Annotated in this window: 20 protein-coding genes; 8 read left to right on the plus strand and 12 right to left on the minus strand. The window is 72.2% G+C overall.

The window, feature by feature from the left end:
• Positions 1 to 3: 3 nt before the first annotated feature.
• Positions 4 to 882 carry a formate/nitrite transporter family protein gene (locus FZ988_RS17690; RefSeq protein ID WP_188079168.1) on the minus strand — a complete coding sequence of 293 codons (879 nt, stop codon included), beginning with the start codon at positions 880 to 882 and terminating at the stop codon, positions 4 to 6.
• 223 nt (positions 883 to 1105) lie between these two features.
• Here FZ988_RS17690 and FZ988_RS17695 point away from each other — a divergent pair, with 223 nt between their 5' ends.
• From FZ988_RS17695 to FZ988_RS17725, 7 genes are all read left to right on the plus strand, one after another.
• Complete coding sequence (locus FZ988_RS17695) at positions 1106 to 2206, plus strand: ABC transporter ATP-binding protein (protein WP_149205368.1); 1101 nt, start codon at positions 1106 to 1108, stop codon at positions 2204 to 2206.
• Complete coding sequence (locus FZ988_RS17700) at positions 2203 to 3408, plus strand: ABC transporter permease (protein ID WP_149205369.1); 1206 nt, start codon at positions 2203 to 2205, stop codon at positions 3406 to 3408. Before FZ988_RS17695 ends, FZ988_RS17700 begins: the two co-directional genes overlap by 4 nt.
• Positions 3409 to 3439: 31 nt before the next feature.
• On the plus strand, positions 3440 to 4267 hold the full coding sequence (locus tag FZ988_RS17705; RefSeq protein WP_149205370.1) for a sulfurtransferase: 828 nt from the start codon (positions 3440 to 3442) through the stop codon (positions 4265 to 4267).
• 160 nt (positions 4268 to 4427) lie between these two features.
• A complete protein-coding gene (locus tag FZ988_RS17710; protein ID WP_149205371.1) occupies positions 4428 to 5399 on the plus strand; it encodes a carbohydrate ABC transporter permease in 972 nt (323 codons plus the stop codon).
• Positions 5396 to 6292 carry a carbohydrate ABC transporter permease gene (locus tag FZ988_RS17715; protein WP_149205372.1) on the plus strand — a complete coding sequence of 299 codons (897 nt, stop codon included), beginning with the start codon at positions 5396 to 5398 and terminating at the stop codon, positions 6290 to 6292. The genes FZ988_RS17710 and FZ988_RS17715 overlap by 4 nt, the downstream gene beginning before the upstream one ends.
• Positions 6293 to 6438: 146 nt before the next feature.
• Entirely contained in the window at positions 6439 to 7809 is a 1371-nt protein-coding gene (locus FZ988_RS17720) for an ABC transporter substrate-binding protein (RefSeq protein ID WP_149205373.1), read from the plus strand.
• Complete coding sequence (locus tag FZ988_RS17725) at positions 7806 to 8534, plus strand: glycerophosphodiester phosphodiesterase (RefSeq protein ID WP_149205374.1); 729 nt, start codon at positions 7806 to 7808, stop codon at positions 8532 to 8534. Before FZ988_RS17720 ends, FZ988_RS17725 begins: the two co-directional genes overlap by 4 nt.
• Before the next feature lie 273 nt (positions 8535 to 8807).
• Here the strand turns inward: FZ988_RS17725 and FZ988_RS17730 are convergent, their stop codons facing one another.
• The 11 genes from FZ988_RS17730 to FZ988_RS17780 form a co-directional block, all read right to left on the minus strand.
• The gene (locus FZ988_RS17730; RefSeq protein ID WP_149205375.1) at positions 8808 to 10019 is read right to left on the minus strand and encodes an aldo/keto reductase; all 1212 of its coding nucleotides are present in this window, start codon (positions 10017 to 10019) and stop codon (positions 8808 to 8810) included.
• Between the two features lie 249 nt (positions 10020 to 10268).
• Complete coding sequence (locus FZ988_RS17735; protein ID WP_149205376.1) at positions 10269 to 10697, minus strand: MerR family transcriptional regulator; 429 nt, start codon at positions 10695 to 10697, stop codon at positions 10269 to 10271.
• Positions 10698 to 10863: 166 nt separating this feature from the next.
• Positions 10864 to 11451 carry an ATP-binding cassette domain-containing protein gene (locus tag FZ988_RS17740; RefSeq protein ID WP_149205377.1) on the minus strand — a complete coding sequence of 196 codons (588 nt, stop codon included), beginning with the start codon at positions 11449 to 11451 and terminating at the stop codon, positions 10864 to 10866.
• Positions 11448 to 12182: an ABC transporter permease gene (locus tag FZ988_RS17745; protein ID WP_246169610.1), complete on the minus strand. Its 735-nt coding sequence runs from the start codon at positions 12180 to 12182 to the stop codon at positions 11448 to 11450. Before FZ988_RS17745 ends, FZ988_RS17740 begins: the two co-directional genes overlap by 4 nt.
• Before the next feature lie 199 nt (positions 12183 to 12381).
• A complete protein-coding gene (locus FZ988_RS17750) occupies positions 12382 to 13431 on the minus strand; it encodes an ABC transporter substrate-binding protein (protein ID WP_149205379.1) in 1050 nt (349 codons plus the stop codon).
• 4 nt (positions 13432 to 13435) lie between these two features.
• Positions 13436 to 16690, minus strand: a complete 3255-nt coding sequence (locus tag FZ988_RS17755) for an NAD(P)-binding protein (RefSeq protein WP_149205380.1) — start codon at positions 16688 to 16690, stop codon at positions 13436 to 13438.
• Between the two features lie 304 nt (positions 16691 to 16994).
• A complete protein-coding gene (arcC, locus tag FZ988_RS17760; protein WP_149205381.1) occupies positions 16995 to 17933 on the minus strand; it encodes a carbamate kinase in 939 nt (312 codons plus the stop codon).
• A 6-nt stretch (positions 17934 to 17939) separates the two neighbouring features.
• The gene (ptcA, locus tag FZ988_RS17765; RefSeq protein WP_149205382.1) at positions 17940 to 18950 is read right to left on the minus strand and encodes a putrescine carbamoyltransferase; all 1011 of its coding nucleotides are present in this window, start codon (positions 18948 to 18950) and stop codon (positions 17940 to 17942) included.
• 172 nt (positions 18951 to 19122) lie between these two features.
• A complete protein-coding gene (gene aguA / locus FZ988_RS17770; RefSeq protein ID WP_149205383.1) occupies positions 19123 to 20220 on the minus strand; it encodes an agmatine deiminase in 1098 nt (365 codons plus the stop codon).
• 27 nt (positions 20221 to 20247) lie between these two features.
• The gene (locus tag FZ988_RS17775) at positions 20248 to 21738 is read right to left on the minus strand and encodes an APC family permease (protein ID WP_188079169.1); all 1491 of its coding nucleotides are present in this window, start codon (positions 21736 to 21738) and stop codon (positions 20248 to 20250) included.
• 339 nt (positions 21739 to 22077) lie between these two features.
• Positions 22078 to 22737: a TetR/AcrR family transcriptional regulator gene (locus FZ988_RS17780; RefSeq protein ID WP_149205385.1), complete on the minus strand. Its 660-nt coding sequence runs from the start codon at positions 22735 to 22737 to the stop codon at positions 22078 to 22080.
• Between the two features lie 203 nt (positions 22738 to 22940).
• On the opposite strand from FZ988_RS17780, the gene FZ988_RS17785 reads away from it, so the two are divergent.
• Positions 22941 to 23567 carry a DUF6448 family protein gene (locus FZ988_RS17785; protein WP_149205386.1) on the plus strand — a complete coding sequence of 209 codons (627 nt, stop codon included), beginning with the start codon at positions 22941 to 22943 and terminating at the stop codon, positions 23565 to 23567.

Raw genomic sequence — 23567 nt, forward strand, 5'->3', positions numbered from 1 at the left:
GGGTCAGCGGCCGGGAGGCGGTGACGCGGCGTCGTCGCCACGCCGCCTGAGGTAGGCGGCGTCGTCGTTGACGTACGCGTAGTAGAGCCCGATGAGCAGCCCGCCGCCGAGGAAGTTGCCGAGCAGGGCGATCCCCACGTTGCCCGCGGCGAGCCCGAGGTCGATGCCCTCGCGCAGCCCGACGATGCTGAACAGCACCGTGTTGGCCACGGAGTGCTCGAGGCCGAGGAACGCGAACAGGAACACCGAGACGATCATGACGAGGCTCTTGGTCAGGTCGTCCTTGATGAGCCCGTTGTAGACGAGCAGCATCGCGATGTTGATGAGGAAGTTGCACAGCACGGCCCGGACGAGGAGGTCGCCCCACCCGCTGGCGCCCGCGGTCAGGTACTCGAGCTTGTGGTCGACGGACGCCGTCATCTCGTCGAGCACCGGCCCGTCGACGAGCGTCGAGAACCGGAACAGCACGGCCACGAAGGCTCCACCGACGAGGTTGCCGACGTAGCAGAGGGTCAGGATGCGCAGCGCCTTGGCCACGCTCGTGCGCCGGTAGTACGCGCCGATCGAGACGATCATCATGTTCGAGGTCAGGAGCTCGGACTTCGAGTAGTAGATGAAGACGAGCGCCCAGCCGAAGGTCAGCGCACCCGCGATCCGCCCGAGGGGCCGCAACGTGGAGTCCCCGACGTCGACGGCGTCGAAGGCCGCGATGATCGCGTAGTTCGCCGCGTACAGGACGCCGATGATGATCCCGGCCATCGCCGCACGCTGCAGGTACCGCCGGGCGAGGTGGCCGGACATCGCGGTCTTGGTCTCGAGGGCCTCGAGCGCGGTGCTGATGAAGTGCTTGCCCGGGAACAGGGACTGGGGGTCTGCGGCCACGGTCCAACGGTGGCACGCCTCGGGCCTCGTCGGGGTGGTGTTCCGCGCGCGCCTCCCGGCGCGTCGCCCGACACGATGATCAGCGGCGACGCCCGAGCCCTCGCTGGTGAGAGGGTGTCCCCGACCGCCGTCGCCCTCGCCGCGACGAGCCCGGTCGAGGGACGTGCGTGCGTGCCGTCCCGGGGCCCGAGGGTCCGCCGTCGTGACGAAGGAGAGGGGCCGCATGAGCGCGCTCGAGATCGACCACCTGAGCAAGGCGTACGGGAACCTGCGCGCCTTGCGTGACCTGACCTTCGACGTCCAGGCGGGCGAGATCTTCGGCTTCGTCGGCTCGAACGGCGCGGGCAAGACGACGGCCATGCGCATCATGCTCGGCGTCCTCGCCGCCGACGGCGGGCAGGTCAGGTGGAACGGTCGCGAGCTCGACCTCGAGGCCCGACGCCGGGTCGGCTACATGCCGGAGGAGCGCGGGCTCTACCCCAAGATGAAGGTCGGCGAGCAGCTGCGCTTCCTCGCGGGCCTGCACGGCATGACGCCCACCGACGCCGCCGCAGCGGTCGACGTCTGGACGGACCGGCTCGGCGTGGGCGCCCGGCGCGGCGACGAGGTCGAGCGGCTCTCCCTCGGCAACCAGCAGCGCGTCCAGCTCGCGGCGGCGCTCGTCCACGGGCCCGACGTGCTGGTCCTCGACGAGCCCTTCTCGGGCCTCGACCCCGTCGCGGTCGACGTGATGAGCGGGGTGCTGCGCGAGCGCGCCGCCGCCGGCGTCCCCGTCATCTTCTCCTCGCACCAGCTGGACCTCGTCGAGCGCCTGTGCGACCGCGTCGGGATCATTCGTGCCGGCCAGATGGAGGCGCTCGGCACCATCGACGAGCTGCGGTCCACCGACGCGCGCCGGTGGGTGCTCGACGTCGACGCGGACGCCGCGGTGGTGCTCGCGCGGCTCGGTGAGGTCCACGGCGTGACGGTGGCACCCGCCCCGGGCCGGCCGACCGCTGTGATCGTCGAGCTGGCCGCCGACGCCGGACCGGCGGGCGACGCCCGACCGACGGGCGACGCGGTGACCGCGGGCGACGCGGCACCGACCGGTGCGGTGCCCGCGGCCGCGGCCGAGCAGCAGGTCCTCGCCGTCGCGCTCCAGCTGGGCACCGTGCGGGAGTTCTCCCCGGTCCGCCCGTCCCTCGCGGACCTCTTCCGCGGCGTCGTCTCCGCGGACGAGCCGGCGGGCTCCGGGGAGCAGCCCGCGCCGGGAGCGGGCGTCGGGCGCGGTCGGCGCGGTGGTTGGGGCAGACGGTCCCACGGACGGACGGAGGTGGCGTCATGAACCGGAACGTCGTGTGGATGGTCGCGCGCCGCGAGCTCAAGACGCGCATGCTGACCAAGGCCAACATCATCTCGATGTCGATCATGCTGCTGGTGATCGCCGTCGCGACGGGCGTCGGCGCGTGGTTCCTCAACCGTGACGAGGCGCCGCCCACGCGGCACGTCGCCGTCGAGGAGTCCGTCGCCGGGCTCGAGCCGCACCTCGCCGCGGCCGCGGAGCAGCAGGAGGTCGACCTCGACGTCACGACCATGACGGCCGAGGACGCGAAGGCGGCGCTCGAGGACCCCGACGCCGACCCGGCCCTCGAGGCGTTCCTGTCCGGGGACCCCGCGGCCCCCACGATGACCGTCGCGACCACCGCCGAGGGCGACGTGCTCGAGGTCGTGAACGTCGCCGTCCGCTCCTACGTCGTGACCGAGGAGATCGGCTCGCTGGGTGGCGACCCGGACTCCTTCGAGCAGGCCCTGGCCGGCGCAGCCCCCAGGGTCGACGCGCTCGACCCGCCCGACGACGACGAGTTCGACGGGGCCGCGTACGGCATCGCGATGGTCATGATCTCGCTCCTGCTCTTCGCCCTCATCGGCTCCGGCTCGATGATCTCGATGGGCGTCGTCGAGGAGAAGACGTCGCGCGTCGTCGAGATCCTGCTCGCCACGATCAAGCCGAGCCAGCTCCTCGCCGGCAAGATCATCGGCATCGGGATCTACGGGCTCTTCCAGGTCGTCGTCCTGGGCGGTGCGATGGCCGCGGCGCTCGCCGCGCTGGGGCTCGTCGACGACCTCGAGGTCGACCTGGGTGCGGCGCTGATCCTGCTCGTCGTGTGGTTCCTCATCGGCTACGGCATCTACGCGCTGCTCTTCGGCGGGTTCGCGGCGCTCGTCTCGCGCCAGGAGGACATCGGCTCCGTCACGACGCCGCTCATGTTCATGCTGTTCGTGCCGTTCTACGTCACGATGTTCCTCGTCCCGAACGACCCGGACGGCACGGCGGTGCGCATCCTGTCGCAGATCCCGCTGTTCGCCCCGTTCATGATCCCGGTGCGCGACGCCTTCGGTGCGATCGAGCCCTGGGAGCTGGGGCTGTCCATGGGCCTGGCGCTCGCGACGATCCCGCTCCTGGTGTGGGTCGCGGCACGCGTGTACCAGCGCGGGGTGCTGCACACGGGCGGTCGGATGAAGCTCACGGACGCGCTCAAGGGCTGAGGTCGCCGTGCCCTGGTGCGAGAGTGGGGCCATGCGACGCTCCGCCCTCGTCCAGGCCGACGAGCTCCTGTCCCTGCTGTCCCACGGCGGCGCGCCCCTGCTCGTCGACGTGCGCTGGTCCCTCGCGGGCGCCGACCGCGCCGGGTACCTCGCGGGTCACCTGCCCGGTGCGGTGTTCTGCGACCTGGACGCCGAGCTCGCGGGTCCGCCGGGGGACGGCGGGCGCCACCCGTTGCCCGACGCGGACGCGATGACGGCGGTGCTGCGCCGGCTGGGCGCCGCCGTGGGTCGCGACGTCGTCGTGCACGACGGCGGGGCCGGGGCCGCGGCCGCACGCGCATGGTGGTGCCTGCGCTGGGCGGGGCTCGAGAGCGTGCGCGTGCTCGACGGCGGTCTCCCGGCCTGGGTCGCGGCCGGTGGCACGCTGACGACCGGTGACGTCACCCCGGAGCCGACGGTCGAGGTCGTCGCACGCACCGGGTCGATGCCGACCGTGAGCGTCGAGCAGGTGCTCGCGGGTGACGTCGCACCGCTCGTCGACGCACGGGCCGCCGAGCGGTTCCGCGGTGAGGTCGAGCCCGTGGACCCGGTCGCGGGCCACATCCCGGGGGCGGCGTCGTGCCCGACGACGGACCTCCTGGGTCCCGACGGGCGGTACCTCCCGGCGCCCGTGCTCAGGGAGCGGCTCGGGTCGCTCGCCGACGCGGACGGACGGCTCACGGCGTACTGCGGCTCGGGCGTCACCGCGGCGCAGCTCGTCCTCGCGGCGCACGAGATCGGCGTGGACGCCGCGCTCTACCCCGGCTCGTGGTCGCACTGGGTGCGGGACCCGGCTCGGCCGGTGGCGACGGGCGGCTGACGCGGCGGCGTCCTGCGGGTGGCGGCCCGAGGAACCCTCGGTAGCGGGCGTGAACACTCGGCGAACGGTCGATCAACGTCGCCTCCAGGCGCCTGACCAGGCCTTTCGTCCCGCCTAGGTTGGCTCGCGCCAGGCAGTGACCCCGCGCAGAGAGCCCCCGATGTCGACCACCGTCCTCGCCCCACCGGCCCCCCGGTCCGGGCAGACCGATCCACCCGCGGCGTCCCCGACGTCCCCCGCGTCGCGCCGGACCCGCAGCCGGCGGCGCCGCTCATGGCTCGCCTTCGCGCTCCTCGCGGGCCCCAACGTGCTGCTCCTCCTCGTCTTCGTGTACCGGCCCCTGCTCGAGAGCCTGTACCTCTCGACCCTGCAGTGGAACCTCGGCTCACCCGTGGCCCGGTTCATCGGGCTGGGCAACTACCGCGAGTGGTTCACGAGCCCGGACACGGCGCAGGTGCTGCTCGCCACGGGCGTGTTCACGGTCGTGACCGTCGGCGGGTCGCTCGTGCTCGGCCTGGGCCTGGCGCTCGCGCTCGACCGGAAGCTCCCGGGCCGCGCCGTCGCCCGGACCGTCGCGTTCGCGCCGTACGTGCTGTCCGGGTTCGCCGTCGGCATCCTGTGGCTGTTCATCTTCGACCCCCGCTACGGGCTCATGTCGACGCTGCTGCAGGCCGTCGGCATGTCCTCGCCGCAGTGGTACACCGAGCCGCCGTGGCCCCTCGTCATGATCATCGTGGTGTACGTCTGGAAGAACCTGGGCTACGTCGCACTGATCTACCTGGCCGGCCTCCAGGCGATCCCGCAGGACGTGCGGGACGCCGCAGCGCTCGACGGCGCGACGTCGGCGCGGACCCTGCGGTCGATCGTGCTGCCGCTGCTCACGCCCACGACGTTCTTCCTGCTCGTGACCATGCTGCTGAGCTCGCTCCAGTCGTTCGACATCATCCAGGCGATGACCAAGGGCGGGCCGTTGGGCAGCACGACGACGCTCATGTACCAGATCTACGAGGAGGGCTTCGTCAACGGTCGCGCCGGGTACGCGTCCGCCGGGGCGACCATCCTGTTCGTCCTCCTGCTCGCCGTCACCGCGGTCCAGCTGCGCTTCGTCGAGCGGAAGGTGCACTACGCATGAGCCTCCAGACCGCACCGGGCCGCCCGACCGCACGCCGCACGTCGGGCGCGCCCACGCGCCGTCGGGCACGCCGCGGCCTGGGCCTCGACCTCGGGGCCTACGCCGCGATGATCGCCGCGACCGTCGTCCTCGGCGCACCCCTGCTGTGGATGGTGGTCGCGAGCCTCAAGGAACGCAGCGAGCTGTACAGCGTCCCCCTGCAGTGGCTGCCCGACGACCTGGACCTCGCCAACTACGCGCAGGCCGCCGGGACGATCCCGATGGGCCAGCTCATCGCCAACAGCGTCGGCCTGACGATCGTGGGCGCGGGCCTCAAGGTGGCCCTCGGCCTCACGTGCGCGTACGCCCTCGTCTTCGTGGACGTCCCGTTCCGCCGCGCCGTGTTCGTGCTCGTCCTCGCGACGCTCATGATCCCGTCGCAGATCACGATCATCCCCAACTACACGCTCGTCGCGAGTCTCGGGTGGCTCAACACCTACCAGGGCATCCTCGTGCCCGGGCTCGCGAGCGCGTTCGGCACCTTCCTGTTCCGCCAGCACTTCCTGTCCCTGCCGACCTCGATCCTCGAGGCCGCCGAGCTCGACGGTGCGGGTCACTGGCGCAAGCTCTGGCAGTTCGTCGTGCCGCTCTCGCTCCCGACGGTCGCGGCCGTCGCGCTCGTGTCCGTCGTCGCCGAGTGGAACGACTACCTGTGGCCGTTCCTGGTGGTCGACGACGCCGCGAAGATGACGCTGCCCGTGGGCCTGACCCTGCTGCAGAGCATCGACGGCATGAACAACTGGGGCGTGCTCCTCGCGGCGACCGTCGTCGTGACCGTGCCCATCCTCGCCGTCTTCCTCGTCCTCCAGCGGCGGCTCGTCGCCGGACTCACCGCGGGCGCCGTGACGGGCTGACCGCCCGCACCTCACCCCCTTCCGCACAGCCCCGGGCCCCGGGGCCGGGACGAGCCCAGCCCGTCACCGGCCCAGCGGAGCCCTGCCCTACCCCCGATCCAGCACGTCCATCCCACCCCGCAAGAACCAGCACCGAGGAGACCCACGTGTCCCAGCGTTCCCCGATCAGGCGCCGCACCCGGACGGCCGTCCCGGCCGCCCTGGCCGCCGCAGCGACGCTCGCCCTCGCCGCGTGCGCCGGCCCGAGCGTCGGCGCCGAGCCCGACGCCGACGCGAGCGAGACCGCCGCGGCCGGCACGGACTGGTCGCAGGTCACGCCCGCCTCCGAGATCACGTGGTGGAGCAACCACCCCGGGGCCTCGCAGGAGGTCGAGAAGGAGCTCATCCGCCGCTTCAACGAGGAGCACCCCGAGATCACGGTCAACCTCGTCACCGCGGGCGCGGGCTACGACGAGATCGCGCAGCGGTTCCAGGCCGCGTCGCAGACCGACGAGCTGCCCGACCTGGTCATCTCGAGCGACGTCTGGTGGTTCCGGTACCACCTGAACGACCAGATCATGCCGCTCGACGACGTGTTCGAGTACCTCGAGGTCGACACCGAGGACTTCAACCCGGCGCTCTACAGCGACTACGAGTACGAGGGCTCGCACTGGGCTGCGCCGTACGCCCGGTCCACGCCGCTCTTCTACTACAACAAGGACATGTGGGCCGCTGCCGGCCTGCCCGACCGTGGCCCGACCACGTGGCAGGAGCTCGAGGAGTGGAGCGAGGCGCTGCGCCCCCAGGTCCCGGCCGACGGTGCGCCGCTCGGGCTCGCGACCGGCCCGTCGTGGTCCGCGTGGTGGTTCATGAACATGCTCTGGGGCCAGGGCGGCCAGTACAGCGACGGCTGGGAGATGACGCTCGACACCCCTGAGGCGCTCGCCGCAGGGGACTTCCTGCACGAGCTGTTCCACGAGAAGAAGGTCGCCACGGTCTCCAAGGACTCGAACGCCGACTTCGCGGCCGGCGTGATCGCGTCGACCGTCGGCTCGACGGGCAGCCTCACGGGCATCCTCGAGTCCGCGACGTTCGAGGTCGGCACCGCGTACCTGCCCGACGGCCCCGAGGGTTCCGGCACGCCCACCGGCGGCACCGGCCTCGCGATCCCGTCGTCGCGCACGCCCGAGCAGCAGCTCGCCGCCGCGATGTTCCTCGCGTTCATCACGGACACCGACAACACCGCGTACTTCTCCCAGAACACGGGCTACATGCCGGTGCGCACGTCCGCCGTCGAGTCCGACGCGATGAAGGCCGTGTACGAGCAGACCCCGCAGTTCCGCACGGCCGTGGACCAGCTCGCCGACAAGGCGCGCTCGCAGGACTGGGTCCGCGTCTTCGTCCCGTCGGCCGACCAGATCCTCACGGACGCGATCGAGGAGATCGTCCTCAAGGGCACGGACCCGGAGACCGCGTTCGGCTCGGTGACGCCGAAGGTCGAGACGGCCTACCGTGAGAACGTGGAGCCCTACCTGTGACAGCCGTCATCGCGCACCGCGGCAACTCGTCCGTCGCACCCCAGAACACGCTCAGCGCGTTCGAGGCCGCGTGGCGGGGTGACGCGGACAGCATCGAGATCGACGTCCAGCTCACCGCGGACCGCCAGGTCGTCGTGATCCACGACGACTCGGTCGACGCGACCACCGACGGCAGCGGGGTCGTGGGCGAGCTGACCCTCGACGAGGTGCGCGCGCTCGACGCGGGCGCCTGGTTCGCGCCGGCCTTCACCGGCCAGCGCGTGCCCACGTTCGCCGAGGTCGTGGAGTTCCTGACCGAGCACCCCGGGATCGAGCTGCTGCTCGAGCTCAAGGGCGCCTGGACGGCCGACGACGTGCGGCTCGTCACCGAGCCCATCGCGGCGGCCGGCCTCGAGGACCGCGTCGTCGGGCAGAGCTTCTGGCCCGAGTCGGTCGAGGCGCTCGCGGAGGTGGCCCCCGGGCTGCGACGCGGGCTCCTGATCTTCGCGGTGCCCGACGACCTCGTGGCACGGTGCCGCGAGCTCGGCGTCATGACGTGCAACCCGCACGGCGACCTCGTGGCGGCGAACCCGTCCCTGGTCGACGAGCTGCACGACGCCGGCATCCAGGTCATGGTCTGGACGCTCGACAAGCCCGACGAGTGGGCCGCGGCCATCGATGCCGGGGTCGACGCGATCATCACCAACCGCCCCGACCGCCTCGGCGGCTGGCTGGCGGCGCGCTAGCCCGACACCACGGCGCCGACGCGTGCCGCGACACACCACGGCGCCCACGGGCGCCGGCCGTCCGCAGACCCGTCGGGAGCACCCGCTCCCGACGGGTCTCGCCGTCTGCCCCGCCCCGCGCCGGCTCGTCCGTGTGCCGAGGTCGGCCCTTCGCGCCGAGGTCGGTCCGTGGGAGGGCCGACCTCGGCAGGAGGGACCGACCTCGGCAGGATGGACCGACCTCGGCGCCGCTCGTCGCGGCGCCTCCACCCGGCCGGGCCCCCGCGGCCGTGGTCAGGAGGCCAGGGCGTCGGGGGTGCCGAGGCGGGCCAGCGCTGCCGGGGGGAGCTCGAGGTCGAGCGCTGGGAGGGCCGACAGGTACTGGTCCCAGGTGCGGGGGCCGATGAGGGGGAGCACCCGGGGGCGGCGGGCCGCCATGAGCCAGGCGAGGACGACCTGCGTCGGGCGCGCGCCCAGCTCGGCGGCGACCGACTCGAGCTCCCGTAGGCGGGCCGCGTTGTCGGCGTCGTCGTACGCGGCCCACAGGTGGTGGCCGGCGCGCTTGACCGCATCGTCGTAGATGCCCTTGAGGATCGGCGAGTACGCCACCAGCGACTGGTCGTCGTGCCGGGCGAGGTGCGCGGCCTGCGCGGCGTCGACGATCGAGTCGTTCTCCACGTCCGTGCGCCGGCGCAGGTAGGAGTGCTGCTGCTGGACGGCGACCGGGAGCGGCCAGCCCTCGGCCACGCACAGGCGCCGGATCTCCTCGAGCCGCCCGGTGCGCACGTTCGACCAACCCAGGTACCGGACCTTCCCCGCCGCGACGAAGCCGGCCAGGGTCTCGAGCGTCTCGGCGAGCGGCGTCGCGTGGTCGTCGACGTGCACGTAGTACAGGTCCACGTGGTCGACGCCCAGCCGTCGCAGGCTCCCGTCGAGGGAGGCCCGGAGCGTTCCGGCGCCCGCACCGACGAACCGTGTGCGGGCGAGGTCCCAGTCCGGGTCGGTGCGGCGCCCGCCCCAGATGTGGTCGTTGTCGCGCACGTTCGCGGTCCCCTTGGTCGCGAGGAGCACGCGCTCGCGGCGGCCGGGACGGGCGAGCCACCGGCCGAGCAGGCTCTCCGACTCGCCGCCACGGCTCTCGGGCCGGTCCCACCAGCAGTAGCAGTCCGCGGTGTCGAGCATCGGCAGGGCTCGAGCGCCGTCGGGTCCGGTGAAGCGGTCGCCGACCTCGCCGGTGAAATGGTCGAGCATGCGCACAGCCACGTCCTCGGGCGTCGTCGTACCCATGATCATCGTGCCGAGGGCGAGTGGCGTCAGGTGCACGTCGGTGCTGCCGAGCCTGTGCGCAGATGCTGCGCCCGAGGGCCCGGTCGGTGTGCCGGGCGCGTCGGACCCCGGTGTGCCCGACGCGCGGTGGCTGGGTTCGGTGGTGCCCGACGCGCGGGGGTTGGGTCCGGACGGGTCGGTCGCGTCCGCGGGGCGGGGAGTGGGCAGGGCTGCGGGCATGGTTCTCTCCCGGGTCGTCGTTCGGGTGTCGGCGGGGCCGGTCGGCGTCGCCGCGAGTGGTCGTCCGGGGAGTGCCCCGGGCTCTCGTGCCAGGCGGGTGGTTCAGTCGCGTGGGCCAGGCCCTCGTGCCAGGCGGGTGGTTCAGTCGCGTGGGTCAGTCACGTGGGCCAGACCCTGGTGCCAGGCGGGTGGTTCAGACGGACAGGTCAGGCGTGCGGGCCGGCCCGGTCGGGCGCGGCGGCGGGTGGGTCAGACGGGCACCCGCGCCTCGCGGGCGAGGTCGGGAGCGGGGTCGGGGACCGAGGCGGGGGCCGGAGCGGCGAGCATCGACTCGTAGACGCCGACCTTGTGCTCGATGGCCTCGAGGTGCTGGGCCTCACGCTCGAGTCGCTCACGGACGGCGTCGCGGTGCTCGCGCAGCAGTGCGACCCGGGCGGGGATGGTCCCGTCGCCCCCGCGGGTGAGCTCCATGAAGCGGGTCATCTCCCTGACGGGCATGCCCGTCTCGCGCAGCAGGACGACGAAGCCGATCATGCCGAGGTCGCCCTCGGAGTACCGCCGGCGGCCGGCTGCGTCGCGCTCGACGGGTGCGAGCAGCCCGATGCGCTCGTAGTAGCGCAGGGTCGGCGGAGTCATGCCCGTGAGTGCCGCCACCGTCTCGATCGTGTGCGCCGTCATGCCCAAGACGCTAGGAGTTGAAGTGCACTTCAGGTCAAGCGTTCTGCAGCAGGATCTCCGGCCGACGCCGACGCCGACGCCGACGCCGACACCGAAGCGGATGCCGAAGCGGATGCTGAATCCGAAGCCACCGACACCGACGCTCTCGCTCGGGCAGTCCGGACCCTCACGCTCCGAGGTGGACGACGGCCGCACCGAACCACGCGGCGTCCGCCGGGTCGTGCGTGATCAGGAGCACGGTGCGCCCGGCGCATCGCGCGCGTGCGTAGGTCAGCGCCTGCGCGCGTGACTCGGGGTCGAGGCCCGTGAACGGCTCGTCGAGGACCACGAGGTCGGCGTCGCCCGCGAGCGCCCGGACGAGTGCGACGCGCCGGCGCTGCCCTCCCGAGAGGTCGAGGACGGGCTTGCGCAGCGAGGGGTCGTCGAGGCCGACCCGGCGCAGCTCGGCGACGGCGCGGGTGGTGCGGGCGGCGCGGTCGCCGCCGTCGAGCACGAGGCGCACGTTGCGGACGGCGCTGAGCTGCTCGCACAACCGGTTCTCCTGGAACACGGCTGCCCGACGCCGCCCGTCGAGCCCGTGCAGCGTCCCGGCGTCGGGCGTGGTCAGGCCGAGAAGGATGCGGCCGACGGTCGTCTTGCCGGAGCCGTTGGGTCCGACGAGTGCGGTGACCGTGCCGGGTGCGAGGTCGAGGTCCAGGCCGTCGAGGACGACCTGCTCCCCGAACGTCTTGCGGAGCCCCCGGGCACGGATCATGCCGGGCTCCCGACCGCGAGCCGACGGCTCGCCCGGTCGAGCAGCGCGACGACGACCCGCTCGAGGCCGTAGCTGAGGGCGACGACGACGACCGTCCACGCGAACACGTCGGCCGTGCTGAGGAAGATCTTCGCCTGGTAGAGCTGCTCGCCGATGCTGCCCTGCGGCAGGCCGATGACCTCGGCGGCGACCCCGCTCTTCCACGCGAGGCCCACGCCGGTGCGGCACGCGGACACGAAGTACGGCAGGACGGCGGGCACGTCGATCGCCGGGATGCGGCGCAGCGTCGGGACCTCGAACACGGTCGCGACCTCGAGGAGCGCGGGGTCACGCTGGCGGATGCCCTCGAGCACGTTGGTGTGCACCACGGGCACGACCATGAGGAAGCTCACGACGAGTGCGAGCTGCCCGCTGTCCGCCCACACGAGCACGAGGATGATGAAGCTGACGACCGGTGTGCTGCGGACGGCTGTCACGAGCGGGGCGAGCAGGGCGTCGGCCACGCGGGACGCGGCGGCGAGCGTCGCGCCGAGGACGCCGACGACGGCGGCGGCGAGGAACCCCGTGCCGATGCGCGCGAACGAGTGACCGACGGTCGCCCAGAAGTCGCCTGTGCGCACGAGCTCGGCGAGCCGCACCAGGACGTCGCCGGGGGAGGCGAGCAGCAGGTCCTGGTCGACGACGACGGCCGCGACGTGCCACACGCCGATCCAGAAGGCGACGGCGAGCACCGTCCGCAGGGCGGCACGGGACGGCCGGCCAGCGGAGCGGGACGATCGGGCACGTGGCTGTGGGTGCGAGGAGCCGGGAGGCCCGGACGACCCGGGCGAGCGGGGCGTCCCCGGTGACCCGGGTGAGCGCGGCAGGCGTGTGAAGCGGGGCGAGCGTCCTCGCCGGGCCCCGTCGGGGCCGTCGGGTGCCGGGGTCCGGCTACGGCCGGTAGTAGAAGTCATCGCCGGGCAGCGATCCGCCGACGGACGCGGGGTCGGCGTCGAACAGCACCTGCAGGTACCCGCCGAGCAGGGTCTGGAGGCGCTCGCCCGCGACGTAGGTCAGGTGGCACGCGGGGATCGCGGCCTCGGCGACGGCCGCGGAGGGCGTGAGGCCTGCGTCGGCGATGAGGACGGCCGCAGCGGCGGGCTCGTCGGTCGTGTACGCCGTCGACGCCTCGTAGTCGAGCAGGAAGTCCTCGAACGCCTCGGGGTGCTCCGCCACGAACCCGGTGCGGACCACGACGACGCCGGTGACGAGCTCGGAGCCCGGGGTCACCGCGGCCCACTCCTCGGTCAGGTCCAGGGCCGTGCGGATCGCCGGGTTCTGGGTCTGCAGCACGGTGACGTACGGCTGCGGCAGCACGCCGATCGCGTCGGGGCGGGAGGCGAGGAGCGCGGCGACCTCGGTGGCCTCGCTCTTGTACTCGACGGTGAGGTCGGTCGCGGGGTCGAGGCCGTGGCTCACCAGGAGGTGGTTGAGGACGTGCTCCGGCGTCGTGCCCTTGCCCGTCGCGTAGACGGTGCGACCGGCGAGGTCCTCGATGCTGTCGACCGTGTCGCCCTGCTCGAGCACCTGCAGCATGCCGAGGGTGTTGATCGCGGCGACCTGGACCTGGGCGCCGTCGTCGGTGAGCGTCCGGTTGTACAGCACGCTCGCGAGGTTGGCCGGGAGGAGGGCGACGTCGACCTGGCCCTGCGTCAGGAGCGGGACCACCTCGTCGGGCGTGCCGTACATCGTGACGTCGTAGTCCTGCCGTCCCTCGCCCGCCTCGTCGGCCATGAGCCCCACGAGGCCCATGGTCGTCGGGCCCTTGAGGGACGCGACCCGGATGGTCGTCCGCGGCGCGGCGGTCTCCTCGGGGGTGGCGCTCGCCGACGCGGCGCCCGACGGGTCCGGTGAGGCGGGGTCGCCCGCCTCGAGGCTCGCGCAGGCGGGCAGGAGCGCGAGCGCGAGGGCCAGCAGGGCGGCGCGTGCGGGTGGCCTCATGGCGTCAGCCGCGCCCGGTCGTGCCTGCCGGTGCCCCGGAGCTGCCCGTGACGGGGGCTCCCACCGGCACGCCCACGGGTACAGGCGCCGGCTCCGGGCGGAACGGCGCGTACGTCGTGTGCAGCAGGTCGTGCGCGACGTGCGAGTTGGGCTCGCCGTAGAAGTCGTCGTACAGACGCAGCACGTCCGGGTTCTCCTGCGACTTGCGGTACCTGGACACCTGGTCGATCTGCACGAGCACCTTCTGCCGCGCGGCCATCTCCCCCACGTGGTCCGGGACGGGGTGGCCGGCGCCGTTGATGCACCCGCCGGGGCAGGCCATGACCTCGACGAGGTCGTAGCCGACGTCCTCGCCGGCGACGATGCGCCGGACGAGGGGCTCGGCGTTGTTCAGGCCGGAGATCACGGCGACGCGGACGGTGGCGTCGCCCGCGGTGACGGTCGCCTCCTTGAAGCCCTCGAACCCGCGCACCTCGTGGAAGTCGAGCTGGTCGACGAGCACCTCGCCCGTGAGCTTCTCGACGGCCATGCGCAGCGCGGCCTCGGCGACGCCGCCCGACGCGCCGAACAGCACGCCCGCGCCGCTGACGCGCCGGTAGGGCGCGTCGAACTCCCCGGGGACGATGTCCTCGGGCGTCAGCCGCAGCATCTCGGCCATCTCGATGAACTCGGTCGTGGTGAGGACCGCGTCGACGTCCCGGATGCCCTCGGGTGCGAACTCGGGCCGCGCGGCCTCGTACTTCTTGCCGAGGCACGGCACGATCGAGACGACGTACAGGTCGTCGAGGGGGATGCCCGCCTGCTGCGCGAAGTGGTTCTTCACGGTCGCGCCCATCATCTGCTGCGGGGACTTGCAGCTCGACAGGTGCGGGATCATCCCGGGCCAGCGCCGTTCGACGAGGTTGACCCAGCCGGGGCAGCAGGACGTGAACAAGGGTGTGACGCCGCCGCCCGTGAGGCGGCCGAGGAGCTCGGTGGTCTCCTCCATGATCGTCAGGTCGGCGGCGAACGCGAAGTCGAACACCTTGTCGAAGCCGATGCGGCGCATCATCCCCGCGATGAACGCGGACGCCTCGTCGAACGCGATCCCGTACTCGGCGGCGACGACGCTGCGCACGGCGGGGGCCACGAAGCCGACGACGACCTTGGCCGGGTCGTTGATCGCGGTGAACACGGACCCGCGCTCGCGGACGTAGTCGAGCGCGCCGCACGGGCAGGCGCGCACGCACTGCCCGCACGAGACGCAGTCGGTCATGCCGAGCGGCAGGTCGTTGTGCGTGCCGACGGTCAGCCGGCCCTCGTGGAACTGGAAGGCGAGCACGCCGGGGCCCTCGATCTCGGCGCACGCGGCGACGCAGCGCCCGCAGGAGATGCACTTGTTGTCGTCGCGCACGATGAACGGGTGGTCCTGCGTCTTGACCGGTGCGTGCGGGCGCACGTGCAGGGGCGTCGCGAACGCGATCTTGTGCGCGCTGGCCTCGGTGCGCAGCGCGCAGTGCTTCTGCTTGGAGCAGCCGCACTCGAGGCAGCGGCCGGCCTCGGCGCGTGCCTGTGCCTCGGTCAGGCCGGTCTCGACCTCGATGAAGCTGCCGACCCGGGCGGCGGGCGCGAGGGCGGGCATGGTTGCGCGGGCGAGCCGCGGGAACTCCTCGAACTCGGCCCGCGGCAGGTCCTCGAGGGAGCCGCGGCTGCAGGTGTAGTCCTCCTCGCTGGGGCGCACGTAGCCGCGCGTGACGAACTCGTCGATCGCGGTCGCCGCACGGCGCCCGGCGGCAACGGCCTGGATGACGGTCGCGGGCCCGGTCACGCAGTCGCCGCCCGCGAAGATGTTGTTCTCCGAGGACTGCATGGTGTGGCCGTCGATCTCGATGTCGCCCCACGCGTTGAGGCGCACCGGGAGGTCGTTGTAGAGGAAGCCGGTGTCGGTCGTCTGGCCGATCGCGCCGATGACGGTGGTCGCCTCGATGACGAAGTCGCTGCCGTCGACCATGACCGGGCGGCGGCGTCCGGAGCGGTCGGGCTCGCCGAGCTCCATGCGCGTGCAGTGGACGTACTTGGTGCCGTTGGTTCCGGTGATGCGTGTCGGGGCCGCGAGGAAGATCATCTCGACGCCCTCGGCGAGGGCCTCCTCGACCTCGAACGGGTCCGCAGGCATCTCGTCGCGCGTGCGCCGGTAGACGAGCTTGACGTTCTTCGCGCCCTTGCGGACGGCGGTGCGCACGCAGTCGATGGCGGTGTTGCCGCCGCCGATGACGACGACGGTGTCGCCCAGGGGCTTGTCGGCGCCCTTGGTGACGTGCCGCAGGTAGTCGATGCCGAGCTCGACGCCGCCCAGGTGCTCGCCGTCGATGCGCATGGGTGTCGAGCGCCACGAGCCGATCGCGAGGTAGACGGCGTCGAAGTCCCGCCGCAGGTCCTCGAGGCTCAGGTGCGTGCCGAGCGCCTTGCCCGTGACGACCTTGACGCCGAGCGCCGTGATGATGCCGATCTCCTGGTCGAGGGTGCTCTTGGGCAGGCGGTACTCGGGGATGCCGTAGCGCATCATGCCGCCCGCATGGTCCTGCTTCTCGAACACCGTGACCGCGTGGCCCCCGATCGCGCTGTAGTAGGCGGCGGAGAGGCCGGAGGGTCCGGAGCCGACGACGGCGATGCGCTTGCCGGTCGGCTCGGCGACGCGGGGGAGCCACGGCTCGTCCTGAGCCAGGTCCCAGTCGGCGGCGAACCGCTTGACGTAGTTGATCGCGACGGGCTCGTCGACGAGGCTGCGGCGGCACTCGGCCTCGCAGGGGTGGGGGCAGACGCGCCCGCACACGGAGGGGAACGGGTTGCGGTCCTTGATCACGCGGATCGCGGCCTGGAAGTTCCCGTCCGCGACGTGCTTGAGGTACGTCTGGATGTCGACGTTGGCGGGGCACGTCTGGACGCAGGGCGCCACGCAGTCGGCGTTGTGGTCGCACAGCAGCTGCTCGAGGCGCACCTTGCGGTAGGCCTCGAGGCGTGGCGTGTGCGTGGTGATGACCATGCCCGGCTGGACGGGCGTGAGGCACGCCTTGACGTCGCGGGGCGTGTCCTCGCCGACCTCGACGACGCACAGGCCGCAGCTCCCGTTGGACCGCTTGAGCCGGATGTCGTGGCACAGGGACGGGATCTCGATGCCCTCGGCCGTGAGGGCCTGCAGGATCGTCAGGCCGTCGTAGACCTCGAGCTCGCGGTTGTTGACCGTGATCGAGAACCGGCCGCTCTCGTCGAGTACCCGCACGTGGACCTCCGTTGGTCGCTGATGGGCGCAACGAAGGCTGGACGACACCTCTGCATCCCTCGCAGGAGGGTCCGGGCCGACGCTGGCTCCGTTGGCAGGCTATGGCCGGCCTCGGCCCGGTCTGGGTGACTTCGGGCCTAGACGCCCCCTCCTGGTCGCCGCCCCCGCCCTCCTGCCCCCGGCCTGTTGGTTGCCGAGGTCGCACATCCACACCGAGATCGCACTCGCGCGAGTGCGATCTGGCTGCGGATGTGCGACCTCAGCGCCCGTGCGGGGCCCGGGTGGCGCCCGTGGGGCACAGGCGTCAGGCGTGGATGGTCGTGCCGCTCTCCCCGCGCATCGCCAGCGGCGCCTTCTCCAGCGAGCAGATGACCGCGCGTCGGCCCGGGGCGCTCGCCGCGAAGCCCATCGCGGCCTGGACCTTGGGCAGCATCGACCCCTCGCCGAGCTGCCCGCCGTCGACGAGCCGCTGGGCGGTGGCGAGGTCGAGGTCGTCGAGGTCGCGCTGCGCGGGTGTGCCGAAGTCGGTGGCGACCCGGTCCACGGCCGTGAGGATGAACAGGTAGTCCGCCCCGACGGCCTCGGCGAGCGCCGCGGACGCGAAGTCCTTGTCGATCACGGCAGGCACGCCGCGGTAGCCGCCGTCGGGCGACCGGACGACAGGGACCCCGCCACCACCGCACGCGACCACGATGAACTCGTGGTCGAGCAGGTTGAGGATCGAGTCGCGCTCGACGATGCCGACGGGCCGCGGCGAGGGGACCACCCGTCGCCAGCCCCGCCCGGCGTCGTCGACCATGCGCAGGTCCGGGTCGGCGGCCATGCGTGCGCGCGCCGTCGCCTCGTCGTAGAACGCGCCGATCGGCTTGGTCGCCCGCGCGAACGCCGGGTCGGCCGGGTCGACCTCGACCTGCGTCACGACGGACGCGACGTGCCACGGCATGCCGACGCGCCGCAGCTCCTTCGCGATGCCCTGCTGGAGGTGGTAGCCGATGTAGCCCTGGCTCATGGCCGTGCACTCGGGGAGCTCCATGGGGCTGACCCGGTCCGTGTGCTGCGCGGCGACCTCGAACGCGAGGTTGATCATGCCGACCTGGGGGCCGTTGCCGTGGGACACGATGATCTCGTGGCCCTGGGCGATGAGGCCCACGAGCGAGGGCGTCGCGGCGTCGATGCGCTCACGCTGCTCGACGGCGGTGCTGCCCAGCGCGTTGCCGCCGAGCGCGATGACGATGCGTGACACGGGGGCTCAGAGGATCCCGGCGAGGACCGACGCGAGCTCCGCCTTGGCCGCTTCGACCTTGACGGGGTTCGCGAGCTCGGGCCGCAGGAAGTACACGAGGAGCGCGCGCTGGGCGGTGAGCCGGTTGCCGGCCTCCTCGAACGCGATCGAGGCCGGGCCGTCGAGCACGGCGTCGGTGACCTCCTCGCCGCGCGTCGCCGGCAGGCAGTGCATGAACTTGGCGTCCGGGGAGGCGAGGGCCATGAGCTCGGGGTTCACCTGGTACTTGGGCATGAACGCCGCGAGGCGCTCGGCCTCCCCGAGCTCGGCCTCGTAGTCGCCGTACCAGACGTCCGTGTAGACGAAGTCGGCGCCCTCGAGGGCCTTGTGCGGGTCGTCGGTGACGAAGACGCTGCCGCCGGAGACCACGCAGTTGTCGCGGCCGATGGCCTGCATCGACTCCTTGAGCTGGAACGCCTCGGGGCCGAACTGCACGAAGTCCATGCCCATCTTGGTGGTGATCATCATGAGCGAGGCGCACACCTGGGTGGCGTCGCCGACGAACACGACCTTGCAGTCCTCGAGGCGCTTGCCTGCGGGCAGGTGCTCGACCATCGTGATGAGGTCGCCGATCTCCTGCGTCGGGTGGTTGTAGTCGGACATGCCGTTGAGCACGGGGATCGTCGCGTGCTCGGCGAGCTCCGCGACCGTGTGGTGCCGGGCGACGCGCGCCATGACGACGTCCACGAGCCGCGACAGGACGCGTGCCGTGTCCTCGATGGACTCGTGCCCGCCGAGCTGGATCTGGCCCGGCGCGAGGTACTGCGCGTGCCCACCGAGCTGTGCCATCGCGGTCTCGAAGGACACGCGCGTGCGGGTCGAGGACTGCTCGAAGATCATCCCGAGCGTGCGGCCGTGCAGCAGCGGCGGGAAGTACCCGACCTCGACGCACCGCTTGAGCGTGAGCCCGAGCTGCACGATGTCGAGGACCTCGGCCTTGGTGAGGTCCTGCGTGTCGATGAAGTGGCGGACGGTCATCGTCGTCTCCTGGTTCGGTCCGGCGGCGCCGGGTGGTTCTGGGCTGGGGTGGTTGCTGGTCCCGGGTGCGTCCGGGCAGGGCGGGGCGGCCGGGCCACCGGTGGTGGCACGACGTGCGTGGTGGGGGGACCCGGCCGCCGGGCTCAGGGGATGTGACCCGGCGGCCGGGTGGTCAGCGGCCGGAGGGCTGCTGCTGGGTGATGCAGTGGACGTTGCCGCCGCCGAGGAGGATCTCCCGGCCGGGCACGGTCACGACCCTGCGGGGCGCGAACAGCTCGGTGTAGGCGGCGACCGCGGCGTCGTCGTGCGGGTCGTCGAAGACCGGCAGGACGACGACGTCGTTGCCGATGTAGGAGTTCACGTACGAGCCGGCGAGCCGGTCGCCGGCCTCGCGGGGCAGGGTCCCCTCGATGGAGTCGACGCCCGCGGACTCCTCGGCCGTGATGAAGATCGGCCCGGGCTGGGTGATCTTCACGACCTCGAGCTCGCGGCCCCGGGCGTCCCGCGTGGCCTGGAGCACCGCGAGGGCGGCGGCGGACCGCTCGTACTGGGGGTCGGTCTCGTCGTCGGTCCACGTCAGCATGACCACTCCGGGCCGCACGAAGCGGCAGAAGTTGTCGACGTGCCCGTTGGTCTCGTCGAGGTAGACGCCGTACGGGAGCCAGACCACGACCTCGACGCCGAGGTAGTCGCGCAGGTGCTGCTCGATCTGCTCACGCGTGAGGTCGGGGTTGCGGCCGGCCGAGAGCAGGCACTCCTCGGTCACGAGGACGGTGCCCTCGCCGTCGACGTCGATCGAGCCGCCCTCGAGCACCAGCGGCGCCTTGTAGCGGTCGACGCCCTCGACCTCGAGGACCTTGCGCGCGACGGCGTCGTCCGCGGCCCACGGGAAGTAGAGGCCGTCGACGAGGCCGCCCCAGGCGTTGAAGTCCCAGTCGACGCCGCGCACGTCGCCGGAGTCGTCGACCACGAACGTCGGGCCGATGTCGCGCATCCACGAGTCGTCGTTGGACATCTCCACGACGCGGACGTGCGCGGGGAGCTGGCTGCGCGCGTTGTCGTACTGCCGCGCCGAGACGGCGACGGTCACGGGCTCGGTCGCGGCGATCGCGGTGGCGACCGTCGTGAACGCTTCCTGCGCGGGCTTGCCGCCGAGGCGCCAGTTGTCGGGGCGCTCGGGCCACACGAGCCAGCAGCCCGCGTGGTGGGCCCACTCGGCCGGCATGCGGTAGCCGTCGGCCGCGGGGGTCGAGTCGATCGTGCGTGTCATGGGGTCACGACCTTCCTGGTCAGGGGTTCAGCTGAGGGGTGCGTCGGCGAACTGGCGCGCGGTGTCCGGGTCCTCGCCGCGCTCGAGGGCACGCTCACGCGTCCACTGCGGCGACTTGGCGCAGAAGTACTCCTGCACCGCGACGGTCACGCCGAGCCCGAGGAGGATCGAGCCGGTCACGGCGAGCGAGTAGTCGTACGGGTTCCAGACGAAGAACACGGCGGCCGCGCCCAGGAGGAGGGTCGGCACCCAGGTGATGACCCAGGTCATCGCCGCGCCACCGGGCACCCGGTAGGGCCGCGGACGCTCGGGGTCGATGCGACGCAGCTTGCGGAACGCGAGCATCATCACGATGTACGGGAGCAGGAAGATCACCGACGAGAACGCGAACAGGTTCCAGAACACGTCGTCGATCGCGCCGTCGGTGAGCGAGAAGAGCGCCGCGTAGCCGACCGTGAAGACGGTGCCGACGACGGAGCAGAGCATCGCCGCACCGACGGGCGTGCCGCGTGTCGGGTGCTTGCGGGCGAAGACCTTGGGCAGGTCGCCCTGCTGGGCCGACTCGGCGGCCGCGAGGTTGGCGCCGATGGTCCACGGCACGAGGCACGCGAAGAAGCAGAACAGTGCGCCGATGCCCAGGGCGTTGACGACCACGTGGGCGATCGCCGAGTCACCGAGGCCGCGCTGGAGGGCGTCGATGAGCCCCGTGGTCTCCGAGATCTCGTCCGCGGGGACGATGAGCTGCATGCCGACGGTCGCGATGAGGTAGAAGCCGCCGATGAGGACGCCCGCGATCGCGATGGTGCGGGGCACGTCACGCTTCGGGTTCTCCATCTGGGTCGAGGCGGAGGACATGAGCTCGAAGCCGAGGAAGTTGTAGATGACGATGGGCAGCGCCCCGATGAATGCGGGCAGCGCATCCGTCGGCAGCACGGAGCTCACGGTCCACTCGGTGGCCGAGCCGTTGCTGGAGGCGTAGATGCCTCCGGCGACGGCGAGCGCGACGATGACGGCGATGGTGATGCCGGCGCCGACGTTCGACACCCAGGTGCCGGTCTCGAGGCTGCGGGCGTTGACCCAGTAGTTGATCCAGATGAGGGTCACCGTGATGGCGATCTGGACCCAGAAGTTGAGCTCGCCGTCGAAGAACATCGAGGAGATGGCGCCCGAGAACATGAGGTAGACGCTCGGGACCCACAGGCCCACGTTGACCCAGTACCACCAGGAGACGCGGCTGCCCCAGCGGTTGCCGAAGGCCCGGACGACCCAGGCGTAGATGCCGCCGGCGTCGGGGTAGGCGGAGCCGAGCTCAGCCGTGACGAGGCCGTAGGGGACGAAGAACGCGGCGATGATCAGGACGGTCCAGAAGATGGCCGTCGGCCCGACGGCGGCGGTCACGGTGAGCTGCGAGAGCAGCAGCATCGCGGCGACGGAGAACAGGACCATGTCGAACATGCGGAAGGCGGGTCGGCTGGGGGTGCCTACCTCCGCCGGGGGGCGATCGGTCTGCGCGGCCATGGGGGCTCCTTTGCGTGGTGTGCCGCTGATGTCGATGCACTCGAAGAGGCGTTGGGCATCGGACGCGATCTGCGTTCGTGTGTACAAACGTACAACTTCGATATGTACGAACGTACAAACCTCGGTGTCGGTGGCGTAGGGACCAACGTCCCCCGGCCCGACGCCGGCCGGGTGACTTCCAGGCCCAGCCGGCGGGCCCCCCTCCTGCTCACCGTTCCTGATGCCGAGGTCGCACATCCGCACCGAAACCGCGCTCGCGCATGTGGGAACTCGCTGGGGATGTGCGATCTCGGCGGGTGGCGGGGCGGAGGGGCGGGCCGGAGGAGTGGCGGGTGGGGGTCAGGTGCTGGCCGAGGGGGCGGGGGGGCCTTGCGTCGGCGGGCACAGGCGCGCGACGACGACGTGGAGGCGCTCGGCGAGGTCCGCGACGTCGAGCTCACCGTTGGACACCGCCTCGAGCATGAGGCCGTCCACGAGGCACGCCACGATCTGGGTCACCTGGTCGCGTGGGATCGCCGGGTCGCTGGGCGGCAGCACCTTGTCCACGAGGTCGCCGATCATCGTCGACCACGCGCGGGTCACCGGCCGCAGCGCGTCCGTCCGCGTCGCCTCCATGAACATCTCGAAGAGCGCGAGGTCGTACAGCGGGTCGGCCGTCGTCTTGTCGAAGAACATCTCGGTCAGCAGCGCGACCGACCGGTCGACGTCCAGCTCGCCCTCGACGGCGTCGACGATCGCCGTGAGCCGCTCGGTCTCCGCGGCCCGCGCATGGCCCATCGTCTGGAGCAGCAGGTCGTCACGGTCCGTGAAGTAGTACGTCGTGGACCCGAGGGGCACCTTCGCCGCCTCGGCCACGGCCCGGTGCGTGACCCCGACGGAGCCGCCGGTGCCGAACACCCGCACCGCGGCGTCGAGGATCTGCTCCCGCTTGCGCTGACCGCTCGACGTGATCGCGCGTTCGCGTGGCTTGCGCGCGGCCGGCTGCTGAGGCCCGGGCATGGTGCTCCTCTCGCCCGACGACCGGGCGTCACGCTCCTCGTGCGGCGCCGGGGTCAGGCCGTCGACGCGCGGGGCCCGCACGTCCGTCGGCGCCCCCGCCGCACGCTACCGGCACCCGGGCTTGACCTGCGTCAAGGACTGCCGACCTCCTCCGCCCTAGCGTCGGGTCCACCGAGATCGACCGAGGCCAGGGAGAGAACCCCATGCTCATCAACCGCATCGTCACCGCGATCGCCGCGCTCCGTCCCGCGGTGGTGCAGGCTCACTGCGACACCGCCGAAGGTCCGGCCGTCGCCGCCGGGCACCGCGCCCTGGAGACGGGCAACATCAACCACGCCCTCGCGTGGGTCCCCGCCGACGGCGAGGCCGAGGTGCGCGAGGTCTTCACGAGCGCCCTGCGGGTCCGCGGGCTCGGCGCCGAGGCCGCACACCTGGCCGACCGCCTGTTCCTCGAGACCCTGGTCCGCGTCCACCGGGCCGGCGAAGGTGTGGGCTTCACCGGGATCCAGCCCGCGGGAGCCCACGTCGAGCCCGTCGTGCGGGCCGCCGACGAGGCCATCGCACGCGGGTCGGACGACGACCTCCTGCCCCTCGTCCCGCAGGAGCGCCGCGCGGAGCTCGACCGTCGCTTCCGGGCGGCGCTCGCGCTCCAGGACTTCGACGTGGACGACGTCGTGGCGGGCCGTCGCTACCTCGCGGCGTACGTCGACTTCTTCACGTACGCGGAGGGGGAGGAGCACGACCACCACGGCTCGGACGGTCACGCGCACGGCGTCGCCCACCCCGATGCGGTCCACGCCCACGACCATGACCTGAGCCACGCCCGCTAG

This window comes from Actinotalea subterranea, from assembly GCF_008364845.1.
GTDB classification, from domain to species: domain Bacteria; phylum Actinomycetota; class Actinomycetes; order Actinomycetales; family Cellulomonadaceae; genus Actinotalea; species Actinotalea subterranea.

Bases quoted from the DNA above. Each gene is read 5' to 3' on its own strand.
- FZ988_RS17695 (WP_149205368.1), top strand. From the start codon at position 1,106: ATGAGCGCGCTCGAGATCGACCACCTGAGCAAGGCGTACGGGAACCTG.
- FZ988_RS17700 (WP_149205369.1), top strand. From the start codon at position 2,203: ATGAACCGGAACGTCGTGTGGATGGTCGCGCGCCGCGAGCTCAAGACG.
- FZ988_RS17705 (WP_149205370.1), top strand. From the start codon at position 3,440: ATGCGACGCTCCGCCCTCGTCCAGGCCGACGAGCTCCTGTCCCTGCTG.
- FZ988_RS17710 (WP_149205371.1), top strand. From the start codon at position 4,428: ATGTCGACCACCGTCCTCGCCCCACCGGCCCCCCGGTCCGGGCAGACC.
- FZ988_RS17715 (WP_149205372.1), top strand. From the start codon at position 5,396: ATGAGCCTCCAGACCGCACCGGGCCGCCCGACCGCACGCCGCACGTCG.
- FZ988_RS17730 (WP_149205375.1), bottom strand. From the start codon at position 10,019: ATGCCCGCAGCCCTGCCCACTCCCCGCCCCGCGGACGCGACCGACCCG.
- FZ988_RS17735 (WP_149205376.1), bottom strand. From the start codon at position 10,697: ATGACGGCGCACACGATCGAGACGGTGGCGGCACTCACGGGCATGACT.
- FZ988_RS17740 (WP_149205377.1), bottom strand. From the start codon at position 11,451: ATGATCCGTGCCCGGGGGCTCCGCAAGACGTTCGGGGAGCAGGTCGTC.
- FZ988_RS17750 (WP_149205379.1), bottom strand. From the start codon at position 13,431: ATGAGGCCACCCGCACGCGCCGCCCTGCTGGCCCTCGCGCTCGCGCTC.
- ptcA (WP_149205382.1), bottom strand. From the start codon at position 18,950: ATGACCGTCCGCCACTTCATCGACACGCAGGACCTCACCAAGGCCGAG.
- aguA (WP_149205383.1), bottom strand. From the start codon at position 20,220: ATGACACGCACGATCGACTCGACCCCCGCGGCCGACGGCTACCGCATG.
- FZ988_RS17775 (WP_188079169.1), bottom strand. From the start codon at position 21,738: ATGGCCGCGCAGACCGATCGCCCCCCGGCGGAGGTAGGCACCCCCAGC.
- FZ988_RS17780 (WP_149205385.1), bottom strand. From the start codon at position 22,737: ATGCCCGGGCCTCAGCAGCCGGCCGCGCGCAAGCCACGCGAACGCGCG.
- FZ988_RS17785 (WP_149205386.1), top strand. From the start codon at position 22,941: ATGCTCATCAACCGCATCGTCACCGCGATCGCCGCGCTCCGTCCCGCG.